The 16,269-nt window shown below is 56.3% G+C and carries 14 protein-coding genes; 7 read left to right on the forward strand and 7 right to left on the reverse strand.

The features are described from left to right. Positions 1–34 precede the first annotated feature (34 nt). Genes DES45_RS11675 through DES45_RS11695 form a run of 5 tightly spaced genes read left to right on the forward strand, consistent with a single transcriptional unit; the run spans position 35 to position 5,054 of the window. Entirely contained in the window at positions 35–793 is a 759-nt protein-coding gene (locus DES45_RS11675; RefSeq protein ID WP_114770480.1) for an ABC transporter ATP-binding protein, read from the forward strand. Next, positions 786–1,493: an ABC transporter ATP-binding protein gene (locus DES45_RS11680; protein WP_114770186.1), complete on the forward strand. Its 708-nt coding sequence runs from the start codon at positions 786–788 to the stop codon at positions 1,491–1,493. Before DES45_RS11675 ends, DES45_RS11680 begins: the two co-directional genes overlap by 8 nt. Before the next feature lie 7 nt (positions 1,494–1,500). Continuing rightward, positions 1,501–2,388 carry a branched-chain amino acid ABC transporter permease gene (locus tag DES45_RS11685; RefSeq protein WP_114770187.1) on the forward strand — a complete coding sequence of 296 codons (888 nt, stop codon included), beginning with the start codon at positions 1,501–1,503 and terminating at the stop codon, positions 2,386–2,388. A 4-nt stretch (positions 2,389–2,392) separates the two neighbouring features. Further along, positions 2,393–3,358: a branched-chain amino acid ABC transporter permease gene (locus DES45_RS11690; protein ID WP_114770188.1), complete on the forward strand. Its 966-nt coding sequence runs from the start codon at positions 2,393–2,395 to the stop codon at positions 3,356–3,358. A 55-nt stretch (positions 3,359–3,413) separates the two neighbouring features. Then, positions 3,414–5,054 carry a GMC family oxidoreductase gene (locus DES45_RS11695; RefSeq protein ID WP_114770189.1) on the forward strand — a complete coding sequence of 547 codons (1,641 nt, stop codon included), beginning with the start codon at positions 3,414–3,416 and terminating at the stop codon, positions 5,052–5,054. A 222-nt stretch (positions 5,055–5,276) separates the two neighbouring features. Here DES45_RS11695 and DES45_RS11700 read toward each other — a convergent pair whose 3' ends face one another. Further along, positions 5,277–6,086 carry a LuxR C-terminal-related transcriptional regulator gene (locus DES45_RS11700; RefSeq protein ID WP_170151468.1) on the reverse strand — a complete coding sequence of 270 codons (810 nt, stop codon included), beginning with the start codon at positions 6,084–6,086 and terminating at the stop codon, positions 5,277–5,279. 362 nt (positions 6,087–6,448) lie between these two features. On the opposite strand from DES45_RS11700, the gene DES45_RS11705 reads away from it, so the two are divergent. Further along, positions 6,449–6,751, forward strand: a complete 303-nt coding sequence (locus DES45_RS11705; protein WP_147282392.1) for a DUF6894 family protein — start codon at positions 6,449–6,451, stop codon at positions 6,749–6,751. A gap of 130 nt (positions 6,752–6,881) precedes the next feature. Here the strand turns inward: DES45_RS11705 and DES45_RS11710 are convergent, their stop codons facing one another. From DES45_RS11710 to DES45_RS11725, 4 genes are all read right to left on the reverse strand, one after another. Then, a complete protein-coding gene (locus DES45_RS11710) occupies positions 6,882–7,613 on the reverse strand; it encodes a LuxR C-terminal-related transcriptional regulator (RefSeq protein ID WP_170151469.1) in 732 nt (243 codons plus the stop codon). A gap of 355 nt (positions 7,614–7,968) precedes the next feature. Beyond that, positions 7,969–8,799 (reverse strand): heparin lyase I family protein, encoded by an 831-nt coding sequence (locus tag DES45_RS11715; protein ID WP_170151470.1) that lies wholly within the window; start codon positions 8,797–8,799, stop codon positions 7,969–7,971. Between the two features lie 112 nt (positions 8,800–8,911). Next, on the reverse strand, positions 8,912–10,186 hold the full coding sequence (locus DES45_RS11720) for a GNAT family N-acetyltransferase (RefSeq protein WP_170151471.1): 1,275 nt from the start codon (positions 10,184–10,186) through the stop codon (positions 8,912–8,914). Positions 10,187–10,190: 4 nt separating this feature from the next. Continuing rightward, positions 10,191–11,510, reverse strand: a complete 1,320-nt coding sequence (locus DES45_RS11725; protein WP_170151472.1) for a sugar transferase — start codon at positions 11,508–11,510, stop codon at positions 10,191–10,193. A 542-nt stretch (positions 11,511–12,052) separates the two neighbouring features. Between DES45_RS11725 and DES45_RS11730 the strand changes: the two genes are divergently transcribed. Next, on the forward strand, positions 12,053–13,543 hold the full coding sequence (locus tag DES45_RS11730) for a GNAT family N-acetyltransferase (protein ID WP_170151473.1): 1,491 nt from the start codon (positions 12,053–12,055) through the stop codon (positions 13,541–13,543). Positions 13,544–13,606: 63 nt separating this feature from the next. Here the strand turns inward: DES45_RS11730 and DES45_RS11735 are convergent, their stop codons facing one another. Together DES45_RS11735 and DES45_RS26050 are read right to left on the reverse strand one after the other, a co-directional pair. Then, positions 13,607–14,848, reverse strand: a complete 1,242-nt coding sequence (locus DES45_RS11735) for a GNAT family N-acetyltransferase (RefSeq protein WP_114770197.1) — start codon at positions 14,846–14,848, stop codon at positions 13,607–13,609. 10 nt (positions 14,849–14,858) lie between these two features. Beyond that, positions 14,859–16,142: a polysaccharide biosynthesis/export family protein gene (locus tag DES45_RS26050; RefSeq protein ID WP_114770198.1), complete on the reverse strand. Its 1,284-nt coding sequence runs from the start codon at positions 16,140–16,142 to the stop codon at positions 14,859–14,861. Positions 16,143–16,269 lie beyond the last annotated feature (127 nt).

Raw genomic sequence — 16,269 nt, forward strand, 5'->3', positions numbered from 1 at the left:
CGCTTGTTTCTTGCACGAGATTGTCGGCCCGACGATGGTCAGTACCCAACCAATTCTAAGTGCCTCCGGCCTTACCATGGAGTTTCGCGGCTTCATTGCCGTGAACAACGTGACGCTTTCCGTGAACGAGGGAACAGTCCATGCTCTGATCGGCCCCAACGGCGCCGGCAAGACGACCGTCTTCAACCTTCTCACGAAATTTCTGACCCCGACGCGCGGCCAGATCACGTTTCGGGGAAGCGACATTACCGCGCTCAAACCCGCAGAAGTCGCCCGGCTCGGTCTTGTGCGATCATTCCAGATCTCAGCGGTGTTTCCGCACCTCACGGTGCTCGACAACGTCCGCGTGGCGCTTCAGCGCCCATCCGATCTGGCGACGCAGTTCTGGCGCTCGTCCTCCATTCTCTCGACTCTGGACGATCGCGCTATGAGTCTCATCGATGCGGTGGGACTTTCGAGCTATGCGCATCTTCCGGCAGTCGAGCTGTCCTATGGCCGCAAGCGTGCTCTCGAGATCGCGACGACGCTCGCCCTTGATCCAGCCATGCTGCTTCTCGACGAGCCCATGGCCGGTATGGGACACGAGGATATCGGCCGCATCTCCGATCTTATCCGCCGCATCGCCAGGAACCGGACCGTCCTGATGGTCGAGCACAATCTGAACGTAGTCTCCGATCTCTGTGACCGGGTGACCGTGCTGGCGCGCGGCGAGATCCTAGCGGATGGGTCGTACGACACGGTCAGTGCCGACCCACGAGTACGGGAAGCCTATATGGGGACGGAACATGCGTGACGCGCCTCTCCTTGAAGTTCGCGACCTGAATGCTTGGTATGGCGAGAGTCACGTCCTCCACGGTGTCGATCTCGACATTCGCGAAGGCGAAACGGTCACGCTGCTGGGGCGAAACGGAGCCGGCAAGACCACGACCCTGAGAGCCATCATGGGAATCCTGCGCCGGCGGGAGGGGGTCATCCGCCTTCGGGGCCAGGATCTGCTGAAGCTGCCTTTGCACAAGGTCGCCCAGGCCGGTCTCGGCTATGTTCCCGAAGAGCGCGGCATCTTTGCGAGCCTCAACGTGGCCGAGAACCTCATGCTCCCCCCGAAGGTGGCGGAGTCGGGCATGAGCGTGGAGGAGATCTACCGGCTTTTCCCCAATCTGCACGAGCGGCGTACGAGCCAGGGCACGAAGCTGTCAGGCGGGGAGCAGCAGATGCTCGCCATTGCCCGCGTGCTTCGCACCGGCGCCAAGATTCTTCTGCTCGACGAACCGACGGAGGGACTGGCGCCCGTCATCGTACAACGCATCGGAGATGTTCTCGTCGCCCTAAAGGAGCGCGGAATGACGATCCTGCTTGTGGAGCAGAATTTCCGCTTCGCCCGCAAGGTGGCAGATCGCTTCTACCTCATGGAAGATGGACGCATGGTGGGCTCGTTCCCAGGCCCGGAGCTCGACGCGCATATGGACCAGCTCCACGAAGTTCTCGGGGTTTGAAAGCAGCATGAGCACCATTTTCGGAATTCCGGCACCTGCGCTCTACGGCCAGATCCTGATCGGCCTCATTAACGGGTCGTTTTATGCCCTGCTGAGCCTCGGGCTGGCAGTTATCTTCGGCCTCCTGCGGGTCATCAACTTCGCCCATGGCGCCCAGTACATGCTTGGAGCTTTTGCAGCATACCTTCTGCTCAATTATGTGGGCATCGGCTACTGGCCGTCTCTCATGCTGGCTCCATTGATCGTCGGTGCGGTCGCAGTCGTTATCGAGCGGACCATGCTGAGCCGTCTTTACAGCCTGGATCCTCTCTACGGTCTCTTGTTGACATTCGGCCTTGCACTGATTTTCGAAGGCATGTTCCGTTACTGGTTCGGGGCAGCCGGCAAGCCCTATTCGCCGCCAGCGCAATTGGCCGGCGGCGTCAATCTCGGCTTCATGTTCATGCCCATCTATCGCGGTTGGGTCGTCATTGCCTCGCTGGTCATCTGCCTGGGAACTTGGCTGCTGATCGAGAAAACCCGACTTGGCGCATACCTGCGCGCTGCCACGGAAAATGCCACGCTCGTTCAGGCGTTCGGGGTGAATGTCCCGCGGCTTCTCACGCTCACCTATGGCCTCGGAGCAGCTCTAGCGGCCCTGGCCGGCGTTCTAGCGGCTCCCATCTACCAGGTCAGCCCGCTCATGGGCTCCAACCTGATCATTATTGTCTTCGCTGTCGTAGTGGTCGGCGGCATGGGATCAATCCTCGGCGCCATCGTGACCGGCTACATGCTGGGTGTACTCGAAGGTCTGACAAAGGTCTTCTATCCAGAAGCCTCAAGCATCGTCATCTTCGTGATCATGGCCATCGTTCTGCTCGTCAGGCCGGCAGGTCTTTTCGGGCGGGAGGAGTAACATCATGGCTGTCGAAACGCATTACATTCCTGCGCAGCCTAAAGCACGGACGTCGACCGTGGTTCTTGGGGCAGTCGCCATCGCGGCCCTGCTGGCGGCGCCGTTCGTGGTCTATCCCGTCTTCATGATGAGCATTTTGTGCTTTGCACTCTTTGCCTGCGCGTTCAATCTGCTCATCGGCTATGTCGGGCTTCTGTCCTTCGGCCATGCGACCTTCTTCGGAGGCGCCGCCTACTTCACGGCCCATGCCGTCAAGGTCTGGGGGTTCGAGCCTCTGGCCGGGCTTCTCGTGGGCGTGGTCGGGGCGGCGCTTCTCGGCCTCGTGGTCGGCTTCCTGGCCATCCGACGTCAAGGCATCTACTTTTCCATGATCACCCTCGCGCTAGGCCAGATGTTCGCGTTCATCTGCCTCCAGGCGCCGTTCACCCATGGAGAGGACGGAATTCAGGGCGTTCCTCGCGGGCATCTGCTGGGTTTGATCGACCTCAATCAGCCGCTGGCCATGTATTATGTGACCTTGGCCATTTTCCTCTTCGGCTTCTTTGCGATCTGGCGCATTGTCCATTCGCCCTTCGGCAACATCCTTCAGGCGATTCGCGAGAATGAAAGACGGGCGATCTCGCTCGGCTACCGGGTCGACCGCTACAAGCTTGGGGCTTTCGTCATGTCGGCGGCGCTGGCGGGCCTCGCCGGCGGCACGAAGGCGATCGTGTTCCAGTTCGCCACGCTCACCGACGTCCAGTGGCAGATGTCGGGCGAGGTTATCCTGATGACGCTTCTGGGGGGGATCGGAACGCTGATCGGCCCGGTGGTAGGCGCCAGCCTCGTGATTGCATTGCAGAACTATCTCGCCGCCTACGACTTCCCGGTCACGGTGCTGATCGGCGTCATCTTCGTTATCTGCGTTCTCATCTTCAGGCGCGGCATTGCCGGAGAGGTCATCGAATTGATGAGGCGAAAAGCGGGTTGAATTCTCGTATCATAAGCCTTGTGCCATCGAGGCCGTTCTTGCCTTCGAGCTTGCCATGTCAGCAAACGATACATTCGACTATGTGATCATCGGTGGTGGGTCCGCAGGCTGCGTGCTGGCCAACAGGCTGTCCAAGGAGCCGCAGAATGCCGTCTGCCTGCTCGAGGCGGGCGGCAAGGACAACTGGATCTGGTTCCACATTCCGGTCGGGTACCTCTTTGCCATCGGCAACCCGCGGGCCGATTGGATGTTCAAGACGGAAAGCGAGCCTGGGCTCAACAACCGGGTCCTGAATTACCCCCGAGGGAAGGTCCTCGGCGGCTGCTCCGCGATCAACGCAATGATCTACATGAGAGGGCAGCGGGAGGATTACGACAACTGGCGCCAGATGGGCCTCGAAGGCTGGGGCTGGGACGACGTCAGGCCTGTCTTCCGCCGGCAGCTTGATCATTACCTCGGTGAGAGCGATCATCACGGGATAGGCGGGGAATGGCGCGTCGACCAGCCTCGCGTGAAATGGGAGCTGCTGGACGCCTTCATCGACGCGGCGGTCGAGGCTGGCATTCCGAGAACGCAGGACTTCAACACGGGCAGCAACGAGGGCATCTCGTACTTCCACGTGAACCAGAAGAATGGCCGTCGCTGGTCTGCCGCGCGAGGCTTCCTCAGGCCTGCCCTGTCGCGTCCGAACCTGAAGGTGGAGACCCATGCGCACGCCACGCGGATCCTTTTCGAAGGACGGCGTGCCATTGGTGTCGAGGTTCTTCAGAATGGCAGCCTCCGCCGCGTTCTGGCGCGGAAGGAGGTCATTCTGTCAGCAGGCGCTGTTGCCTCGCCCAAAATCCTTCAGCTCTCCGGGATTGGGGATGGCGCTCTGCTCCAGCAGCATGGCATCGAGCTTCTCCAACATCTGCCCGGCGTCGGCCAGAATCTGCAGGATCACCTGCAACTGCGCCCCATCTATCGTGTCGAGGGCGTTAGGACGCTCAACGAGGATTACCGCTCCTGGAGGAAGAAGGGTCTCATGGCCCTTGAATATGCCCTGTTCCGGCGCGGGCCGCTTACCATGGCGCCGTCACAATTGGGCGCCTTTACACGCTCGTCACCAAACTATGCAACGCCGAACCTTCAGTTCCACATCCAGCCCTTGTCTCTCGACAAATTCGGGGAAGAGCCCCACCCGTTCCCTGCCTTCACAGCCAGCGTCTGCAATCTTCGCCCGACCAGCCGCGGCAGCATCAACATCAAGAGTTCCGACCCGATGGAGGCCCCGTCCATTCGTCCGAACTATCTCTCGACCCCCGACGACCAGAAGGTGGCGGTCGATTCCATACGGCTCGTGCGTCGGATCGTATCCATGCCCGCCCTGCAGAAATATCATCCGCAGGAATACAAGCCCGGCGCAAACCTGACATCGGATGATGATCTCCTCAATGCCGCTCGGGACATCGGCACGACGATCTTCCACCCGGCCGGAACGGCCAAGATGGGTATCGAGACTGACCCGATGGCCGTCACGGATGCGCGCCTGCGTGTTCGCGGCGTTGAAGGTCTGCGCGTCGTCGATGCCTCGGTCATGCCGACCATTACGAGCGGCAACACGAACTCGCCCACGATGATGATTGCGGAAAAGGGCGCCGCGGTGATCCTGGAAGACGAGGCAAGCCGCGCCGGTCCCCTGCTGCGCTCTGCTTAACGGGTGTTCTTCTCTGGCATCATACACCCCGCTATGGCTCGCGCATTTCCGAGATGAACAATGCACGGTCTCTCGGCCTAGCATGCGTTGCGGGTGCCAGCTCCCATTTCAATCGAATCAACGGCAGGCCGAAGTGCGCCCGTCACGGCCAGCCAGAATCGTTTGTCATCAGTCATAGAAGGGCTTGCGCCAGCGGTTCTCGGGCCAATCTTTTTTCGGTTCTTACCGAGCCATGCCGCGGCCGTTCGAAGGAAGATGACTAGCTGCCCAGATGGCAGCCTGCGTCCTGTTCTTCGCCCGGATCTTGCGGAGGATCGCCTTGACGTGAACTTTGACCGTCGCCTCGGTGATGTCGAACTTCCGCGCGATCAGCTTATTCGAGTCGCCTTCCATCAAGCAGCGAAGGATGACTGTCTCGCGTACTGACAAGCCCCTCGGCGCACTCTCCGGATCCTCCTCCGTATGCTCGAAACTTGCTTCGTCCTCTTCGTCGCCGTGCTCCCGCAGAAGCCCCAGGACAGCAGACGGGAAGACAGTTTCTCCCAGCATGACGAGATCGAGGGACTTGACGAGAACCTCGCACGACACCGTCTTGATGAGGTAGGCATCAGCCCCAGCCTTGAAAGCGGCCAGCAGACGCTTGAGATCGTACTGATCCACCAGCATAACGGCACGGGCATTCGGCAGTTCGGATTTGATCCGAGCGATCTGCTCGCATTTCGCCTCGTGATCGCTCACGGCATCGATAATGAGGAGAAACGGATCGGCATTCGGAGGCCAGGTTCGCCAAACCTCGTCTAAATTGGCGCCCGAGGCGCAGAGGCTGTAAGGCGTTTCGGAAAGGATCCGCTTTAATCCCTCTCTCAACAGAGTGTTCGGCTCCACCAGGAGAGTCGGGACAGGGGGGGCATCAACACGAGTCATGTCATTCGGCCTTGTGCATGGCGTCATCTCCGCAGCTTCGGAAATCTTACTGCTTACGGATAGATCGCCCTGTTCCGACAGAGTGTCGTGATCGTAGGTCTTCCGCATCGTAGAGCCCTTTTGGCCCCTGCCCGTCCTGGCTTTTGGTACGGACATTCCACCACAGAAAAGCTAACTTACCCGACAGGATAGGACAATTGGTCCGCAACAGAAAACTGTAAAAATTTTATCCTTTTTCTAAGGCGCCTGATTTCGTTACAAATTAACGTCTTTCCTTCAGTCAGCCCGGAGATGATGAAGCCCGACCATCCAAACAAAACCGAATGCGCCGGTTTCGAGGAGGTGCAGCGACCGACATAACTGCAAGCATAACACCTGCGGGTGAATTGCGCTGGGAGTCAGAGCCATGATGATAAGGCACAATTGGCTAGACAGACGATCCGTGCAGACTTAACACATGTTAGGAATGGGTGCTGGAAATCATGGCTCCTAAAGTACTTCGCAACAACATTCCCTATGTGGCGCACGAGTCTCCGCCTGTAACGATGAAATGCTATTTCAACCTCGTGAATGGCAGCGAGCGAATCGCCGATCAGGACGGGATCGAAGTGCGCGATATTGAACAGGCACATGCTCAGGCTGTGAAAGCCATTGCGGAGCTTCGTGAGGAGGACGACTCAACCTCCAGCGATTGGGCCAATTGGAGCCTCGAGGTGACCGACTCTTTCGGAAACGTACTCTTTTCGATCAATCTCGGCGGCTCTTTGCACTAACTTCCAACGTCCCTCGAAAGGCTGAAGACCTGTCCTGTCGGGACACCGGAGTCCGTCCGTCGTCTGTTTGACGCAAGAGCCATCTTCTTCGGAGAGCAAGCATTTCGCTCTAGAGCGCGGCCTTTTGAGCTCAGTCGGCCTGCCGAGACGATGACAAGCCGTCGTCCGTCGTAGCCGATGGTAGGTGGGCAACTGCCCACATGGCGGCTTGGGTCCGGTTCGTAACCCGGATCTTCCTCAAGATTGCCTTGATGTGCACCTTCACGGTTGCTTCTGCGACGTCAAGCTTACGTGCAATGATCTTGTTCGGGGCACCTTGCATCAGGCAGTGCAGAATTTCAGCCTCCCGGCTCGACAGGGTTCGGATCGGCGCTCCGACGGAGATGGTAGGCAAAGCCTCCACTGACTCGGCCGGCGCAACACGGTCAGCCCGATAGGACCTGTCGGAAGTTGCGAGGTTGGACAGAAGTGCCGCTGCCGGGAAAACGGTTTCGCCCATCATGACCAGGTCAAGATACTTAACGAGAACCTCGCAAGCGACCGTCGATAGGCAATAGCCATCAGCACCAGCCTGCATGATTGACATCATGCCTTCCTGATCGAACTCTTCCGCCAGAACGACGACCCGATCACCCTCACGACGCTCCTTCAGCCCCCTCACAAAGTCAGCCGTCCCACTCTGATGAAGATGAATGTCAACGATGTAGAGGGCAGGCATTACCTCGGATGTATACGGCGCGTCCAAGGCTAGATCAGCCTGAACCGTGAAGCGCGTGCCTGAAAGAGTATGCTTAAGTCCCTCGCGCAGCATTGAATTTTTGCAAACAAGGATCGTTTGAACTGGCAGCGCCTCGCGTGTCATGTGGAGGATCCTTCTTTGAAAAGTGTCTCTAATTATACAAATTAACCTCTCTGCAACCATTGATGAAAAGGGAGTAGGAACTAACGCTTTTGGGGTATAAAGCAATTCAATATAATTCAAGGCACAACTACGACAATACATCAAAAAATAATCCAAGAAACAATTCTTATTGATCAAAGGTTGCATACCCGACAAATTTCGGCACAAACACAAAATACCTAAAGATCTACAGGTAATTATTCGAAGTGTTACAAAAATACAGAATTATTAATATTACATTATCATAAAATCGGCACATGAAACCTGGGACTTGCCTCATCTACTGTCACGAACTTAAGCTCTGTAGTGCAAATGCCTACGGCCTTGCATTCTCTGCACGAAGCGGCGAGGCGATCCTGCTTGAGAGAGGCGCCTGGCTTACTTCGACATTGCGATACTCGATCGTCAGGTCTTCAGGAGAGGTGTTTCGATAGATCCCAAACTGCCAGTATGCGCCGACAGGATCGTTAAATCCCATCGAGAAGTCTGCGAGATCGAGCATGAGAACTCCATCTCGCCACCATTGAAGGATCGCGTCACCCTTGTAACCGAACCGCAATCTGAAAACATGATTGTACCAACGGCCTCGCTCTATCGGTCCCGAATAGCGGATTGTCTCGTCCGGATTCTCCGTGTGATGAGCCGCTGCGACATAACGTGTAGAAATCTCGAAGATATTTCCAGGAAGCAGATGGAGTGCGAAGGGAGGCGAAGAGCCTCGGTCTCCAGCTTGTGTCGTGGCATGCATCTGTCCGATCACGCACCACCGTGAAGTAATTGGATCGCCTGGCAAAATTCTCTGGGCATAAGAGATCCAGACATCAGCCCCAAGTGGATTTGGCTGAGCCCAGCCGGTCAACTCCGCTCGATCAACCGGAGAACCCTCCTTTTGATCCCAACGCGAATTCTCTCCTCTGCGCGCATTGAACCGGATCGTGCCGGGCTCCGTGGTGGAGATCTGGATCGCGTTTGAGTTTGACGATGCCGACGCCGGTTCATAATAATGCCCACCGACGGCCAACGGAGCCGTAACGGTGCGCCAGTCGGCAGCACGCGCACCGCTCCGGAAGCCAATCAAGGTGCAGCATAGACTAGCCGCCCCCACAATTACGACGGCGGTTTTACTGGGCCACCCCAATGAGGACATAGGACTTCTCCGCTGAGACGTGTCTTTCTGCATTTCCAAAACCAGCCCCTTGGAAGGGATGACAGGCCGATATGGGTGTTCAGCAGAGTGCCGCCTGGATGACTGGGAACAATCATTCACTGCTGGGATCAGCCAGTCGCTCCTTGCGGACTGTGCGACTATCCGCACTTCGCAACGGCTTGCGATCACCTCTTCGGCGATAGGCACGGTATGCTTGCTTCAGTCGCGAAGGGATTCGCGGCCTTGCATAGCGTTGATATGCATAGTGAGCTGCCGCGCGCGGGAACTGGCACAAGATCGGAAGAATATCTCGGCGAATGAGTTGAACGTCGACATACTCGTCATACGTCATTCGCCAGTAGCCCTCCCAATCAGCGTTACTGAGGTGATTGATTTCGATGATCTCCGGCCGAGCAAACGCATCCTGGATGACACTGCCGGTCAGCAGATGACCAGGTCGGCAATCGGAGTAATCCTCATCGAAGGCAATCTTGGCGAGCATGAGCGAGCCGCCGCAGCGGATGCACATCTGAGCAGCAATCACCTGACCTTGAACCCGAATGACATACCATTCGAAGTCACCACGGGCACCAAGATGCTCTGCTAGAGCCTGGTAGAAGGAAACTGCCTCCGTATTGTCAGCCATCGCCGTTCCATTACGACCCTTCCACCCGGAAGCTTCCAAGGCCATGAACGTTTCAAGAAAATCCATTCCAGCCTGCGCACCTTGAATGCGGTCGATTGAGACGGCTCCCTGCTTCTCCAGCTTCTTGTGGAAGCGCTTCAGATTTCGTCGCATATTCCCAAGGCCAGCGAGATAATCATCGAACCGCCCCTGAACGTTGAGAAACGAAAACTTCGAGCATAGACCCGAGCAGCGAACATACCCTTGAACTCCACTCCGGAGGACCTGGAGGACAGGCGCCCCATGACGCACAGCCGTCAACGATAAACCAAGATGTCCAGGTATCTCGCGGCGAACCTCCTCCAACAAGGCGCAGAAGGCTAATCCGGCATACTCCGGCGCAAGAAGCACATCACCGGAGGGTGTGAGGTCATCCGATGGGGTTCGGAGAATCGGACGGCTGATTCCAAGAATTGGGTGAGGCGTTATTACCACTGGAAGGACGCCGATCAACGCCCCTTCACGATAAGCAAAACAACAGAGCCACCGCTCTTTGGACCGAAGCCTGTGATGCAGAAACGCATCGATCCAAGCCGGCAACAAAGTTGGTATCTGCTGTGGCGCCCGATTGGCGAGCTGATCCCAAGCTGGGACATGTGACGCCAAGCCGTCGAACTCATGGACAGTCACGACTTGCACGTCGTCAGATGCACTTGCGCGAGCAGCAGCATAGGACACGAGAGAAAGATCTGCGATTGCCATCGTGCTATCGCGCATTTCGACCTGTCGCGAGGGTCCAAATTGTAGCAACTACGATCTCCAAATCGAGCGCCAGCCCGAATTCCTTCACGTAGAAGAGGTCGTAGGTCAGCTTGGCTCGTGTTTCCTCGACCGTTGAGGCGTAACCAAAGCTCACCTGAGCCCACCCGGAAAGGCCAGGCTGAACTGAGTGCCGCAGATCGTAATGCGGAATCATTTTTTGATACTCCGCAACGAGTTGAGGCTGCTCGGGACGCGGCCCTATGAGGCTCATGTCGCCTCTGAGAATGTTGTAGAGCTGCGGCAGCTCATCGATCCTATAGCGCCGCAATACTCTGCCGAGAGGCGTAACTCGACAATCGCTCTTCGAGGTTGCCGTCTGCTTTCCGTTCGAATTATGTGCGCTCATCGTGCGCAGCTTGTACATCCGGAAAATCCGGCCACCACGCCCGACGCGATCCTGCGTGAAGATCACCGGGCGCCCCATCGTGATAGCGACACCTATGGCTGCGAGGCCGCCTAGCATAAGAGCGATCGGCATCATCATGAGAGCCGCGACGATATCCATGGCTCGTTTTATGGAACTGTAGGATTGGCGTCGCTGGAGGCGTCGAAGCAGAACCTCCGGCTCCACTTCTTCAGGCATGAGGCAAGAAGCGCGATCGACAACATGGTTCCGAACGTGTCGGATCTCGCAGTTGGCCAACGAAGCGGTTGAAATGAAATTCATCCATTCGGGCGGCAATGTTGTCGCAAAATCCAGCAGCAGAACGTCGTACTGAGAAGCATCTAGCGACGGATCCGTCACCAGATCGACGCCGGGGTCCAACCGGCGAAGCAATTCCGGTGCGAGGCTTGCAACAACGGCACCCACACGCTTTGGACGCGCAACCCTTCTCAGGGAGTCGATTGCCATGCTGCACGCAAGAGCCGCAAGATATGTGCCGGGGATGAAGCTCCATGCAACGCCGCGCTTCAGCCCCACAGCGAAAGCGAACCACGCAAAATGACCTATGAAGCTCAACATGAACGCGAGCAGCAGCCGCGCCCCGGAATCTCGCTGGGAGAATGCTGCAATCGCAGCCAGAGCAGAGACGTTCAGAACCGTTACAGCAACGATGGCTAGAATGACCTGAGTATTCGGGGGGCTCTCGCTCAGAATATGCCTTAGGAACACTGCAGATTGAACCGCGCATATGAGTCCAATCAGAGCCGAGACTGCCGGACCGACAACCAGTCGGAGCGGCCGATCGGCAGGCACATTCGTAGAGCTTAGCCCAGTTCCACTCGCAGCAGGCTGGAGGGGAATCTTGGAACTGTTCGCCACAGAGCACCTCCCACGTGTTCCTGAGACTTTTGACATCCAATCCGTAGGAGATTGATGTCCATATTTTCCGCTTCAAGGAACATGATATTCTGGACAACTAGATACATCTATAGAAGTTCATGTATCCTGAAGTGGTAATTCATATTATTTTGATAGATACCGTGAATTCTTGTCCAAATAAATATGATAGTTTGCTGAGATATTCCATATATCCAGAGGGCAACATAACCTTCAATGTGAGAAATGAGCAGCCAATATCATAATAATATTCGTCAAATAGAGTGGGTAATGACACTTACTGCTGATACTTTCTCGCAAAGATCAGCGTTGGATTCGTCAAAATGACCGGATCAGATAATCGATTTGGTGACCCCAGAGTAGAAGTGGTGCGTGGAGCAGAGGCCAGCGCATTACTCCGCGACCCGGATTTCCAACGGGCGTGGTCGGCTCTTTCCGCAACGTGCATCTGGGGTACTCCATGTCAAACCTGGGCCTTCGCCGACGCTTGGCTATCTGCGTATGCGACCCGGTACGAGCCCTTGTTGCTCATTCAGAAGGATCAGGCAGGCCTCGTAGGCCTTCTTCCGTTAGCGATCGAAAAGCCATCAGGATTGATCGTCCATGTTGGTGCACACCAAGCCGAGTATCAGGTGTGGCTCGCAACCGAAGAGAATGCGAACAGCTTCATTGAATCTGCTCTTGATGCACTGGCTGCAGCCTATCCTGGAAGACGTTTGGAGCTGCAATACCTGCCACCCGGTTCGCCCGTGGGCTGGTGCGAGCCAAGCAGGCGCTGGGGGAAAAGAGCGCTACTACAGGAAAAGAAGCTTCCTCTCTTGGCTCTCGGTCCAGGCAGCGCCGTCGAGGAATCGCTCAGGAAGAAAAGCAACAAGAGCCGAATCAATCGCTTGAGGAAGTTAGGCCCTCTGGAGTTGATCCGCATCCAAACGAGAGAGCAGCTCTCCGCCGTGATCGATACGATTGCCGACTATTGCGACTTCCGCCAGGGCGCCATCAATTCGACTCTTCCGTTTCGAGACGATCCATTCAAGAAGGAGTTCTGCCTTCGGCTGATAGAGCGGCCAGAGACCACTCATGCATCGGTCCTGATGTTGGGGAACAAGATCGTCGCAGCAAACATAGGCTTGCTCAACCGTGCATCCGTTTCGCTTGGCATTGTCGTGCACTCACCTTTTCTAGCTGAGCACTCACCCGGAAAGATCCTTATCCTGTTGCTAGCACAGGAACTGGGAAAGCAAGGCTTCTCGGATCTTGACCTGACTCCCGGTGGCGACCTGTATAAGGATCGGTCTGCTGACCATTACGACACTGTATATATAGTTCGTCTATTTTTCAGCCGGAGTAATTATGTCCTTGAAGCTATTAAAGCGTATTTGCGTTCTGCGGCAATCCAGAAGCTCAAACGGACGAACCCAGCAATAGCCGCTCACCTCAAGGCCGTCTCTCGGAATGGCTTTCGATCCCTTTTTGCGCGAACGATAAGCACGCCGCTTCGCGCCGGAGTCAAACAACGCAAGCCAATTTCCTACAAACTCTCCGCTGAACAGGCGCGGCAGTATTCCTCATGCTCCGCCTTCAGAAAAAATTGCATATCAGATCTTCTCTGCTACGAGCCCATTACAAGGCGAGACCGAAGCAAGGCGGAGTTCCTCCTTGATGCAGCACGCAACCTGGAAGCAGGTGCACAGGCATATACTCTTGTTGAGGATGGTGTGCTTCTTCATTGCGGCTGGACCAGCCGACCAGAGACCACTGGAAGCAATGCCGATGAAGCGACGCCTGCTGGATCGTCGACCTGCGTAATCTGGGATGACTTCACGCATCCAAAAGGCCGCTCGAAAGGCCTAATCAAGATGTGTCTCGAGCAGCGTTTACATGATGCTGCAATGCTTCATGAGATAGAAGAGATCGTCGTAAAATGCGACGCTGGCGGCGATCTTATCAATGGGTTGAACGAACGAAAATGTGACGAGTGGAGCACCGCAGATTGCGACCCACTTCCGACGCCCTGACATCACAGTGTCAGGTCTCAAATCGAGATGCTTCGCATCAACATGCTGATCTTGGGCTATGACTCAGGGGCCTGTGACCCTTAACTTTCTTTCCAGGCCAAGCCAATGACGATAGTTCAAGACCCCATGTTCTCTCATTTGAATACGGGTCCGCCTCAGGAACGCGGCAGCTCGCATCGTCACAATCAACATGGACCCGACAGTGCTGGGACGCCCAACCACAAACGTCTCGATCTGCTCACGATCTGGCATCAAGCGGTTGCATAAATCATTGTCTGGCGCTGTGCAGGAGTCGAACCATACTCCGCCATGAATCCTCGAATCTTCGATAGCGTCCTGAAGGAGAAGTGCCCCAGGAGAAAAGCGCGACAATGATTCATCGTAGCATGTCCTGAAACCGAACAGGATCCCATCCGCGACGAAGTTGCATTGCATAGCTACTGTCCTGGAGCATGTTAGCGCGAGCATTCTCAACCGGCCCGCGGCTGCCAGATCACTGCAAATTTGGCGGAAGAACTCGCTGTCACTCGCGTTGGAAGCAATGGCTGTCCTTTCACGTCCCTTCCAGCCCGAGGACTCAAGAGCAAGAAACTCGTCGACGGCTTCCGGATCGCCAGTTCGATCAACAAGCGTGACAGATGTGCCGAACTCACGTTCCAGCGCTCGTCGCCGCCTCGCAAGCTCGGCTTTTCGACGTGTTGATATATGTCGGCCCGCATCCAGCGAAGGCTGCACTGCGGCTCTCTCGAAGCGCTCCCAGAGTACGATAGGGCTGCCGCATTCCGACAACGCACGCGCCAAGTGGCTCGAAACAGATCCGTGCCCGCCGACCCACTCGAACAGCAAAAGCCCAGAATGAACGGCCCCTACATTTTGAAGCAATTCTATCAACGCATCAGGGCGCTCGGCGGCAACAAGCGGAGTGCCGAGGAACGTATATTGGCTGAGCCATGTGGATAGGACAGGCACGGGCATCTTGCGCCACCCCCACCTTACGACCACCGGCATGCAGAAGAGCCACCTCCGCGCGTCGCTGAGAACGAGAAGATGAACGTCGTCCTGACGTCTTGCCGCCTCGAGAGGTAAGACGAACTCCGGCTCGAAAAATGGATTAGGATCGAGAGCTTGTCGCGCCAAAACCTTCCAGGCATCGACGTCATCCGGCTGAAGGTCGGCGACACGCAAGAGGCTGACCTCTGCGCTTCTTAGGGACTGCGTTTCTTGGTGCGGTCGCATTTTCATCTCGCCTTCCAAGCGGGAGGAAAAGGTGCTCGCCTCAGATGTCGTCAATTGGGACGTACTCATGAAGCAGATTTCAAGGCAAAGTACGCATCATCGGGCTTTGCCGCAGGGCAACTTCTATGACGTCTCCAGGGGTGAGTTCGACGTCCTCATCGACATCGCGCCCCTGCCACGCTCCGCCGTCCTTTCTGAAGATCTGGAGACGTGGCTTAGCATTTGTGTCGGACGCTAAGCGCGATCTCAATGAGCCCACATAAACCAGTTTGTCCTCTGCTGCTCGAATTCTCGACCGGATATCGGAGAGCTTTACCTGGGCCTCTTGCAGGTCGCCCATCAGCTTTAACCGGCGCTGATCTTCGACTTTTTGCAATTGGCGTCGTTGCTCCTCTTCACCTTTCTTCGCCAGCGTCAACTGAGCTTCGGTTTGAAGTAGCCTTTCCGACGCAAAGGCCAGCGCTCTCTGCTCTTCGGCAATCCGAGCAACTGATGCAAGTCCACGCTCGAATGACGATCGAAGCCTAGAAACTTCGCCTGCCTGCTGCTGGTAATTTTGCGTCAGTTGCTCCTGCAGTCGACCAAGCGTATCGATCTGCGACCGTGTCTGCTCTAGCCCCCGGCCAAGGGAACTCATCTCCTTGTCATGATCACTCAATGCAAGCTTAAGCTGGTCACTTTGAGACTTCTGAAGATCCGCGACGAGTTCGACAGCGGCCTTATCTTCGCTGGCCGTGAATTCAGGTTGCCCATTGAGCTCCGCCTCCAAACGAGCGACGAGGACCTGCTGGCGCAGAAACTCTGCTCGCAAGAGGTTCGTTTCAGACCGCAGATCAACCTCCTCCAAATTCGGGTCTCGTGTCCTGAACCGAAGCACGTCGATCCCACCTGCCAGCGCAATAGCTTGCCTAACGGTCATTTTAGGCCGGTATGGCAACTCGCCTGGCTTTGATACGTCACCATTGACATAGATCGGCCGGTATTCGGCGATGGTGACCGAAACTTCCTCCGGGTAGATATAGACAACACGCTCTGTCCCGTCGGGTGACCTGTTCCTGACAGATTTGTTGGTGAGCTCGTTTTTGAGCTTTCCTTGAATGTCCGTCAGAGAAAGGCCGGCCACGCTCAAACTGCCCAGCAAAGGATAGGCGACTTGGCCCTCCAAGTTGACTTGCACACGCTGCCTGAGTTCCGGCAGGCTCACGATGGATATCTCCAGTGTGTCACCGGGAGCTATCAAATACTCCGCGAAGGCGTTTGCCGGGTGAAGAAGGAGAGCAACTGCAGCGGCGGCTGAACACCTTCGGATCGCAGAGAGTACTCTCTTCCAGCAACAGGGAACCTGGAAACTCAGCTTTGTCATCGGCCTTGCACCTTCGATCTTCTTTGACAGCAGTTGCGAACTAAATGATGTGACAGTTCTCTGCTCCTAGCGGGTCTTCTCGCTGATGACGGAGAGATTCGAGCCTCGGCAACGTGTCGTAAGGCAG

Source organism: Microvirga subterranea (assembly GCF_003350535.1).
GTDB classification, from domain to species: Bacteria; Pseudomonadota; Alphaproteobacteria; order Rhizobiales; family Beijerinckiaceae; genus Microvirga; species Microvirga subterranea.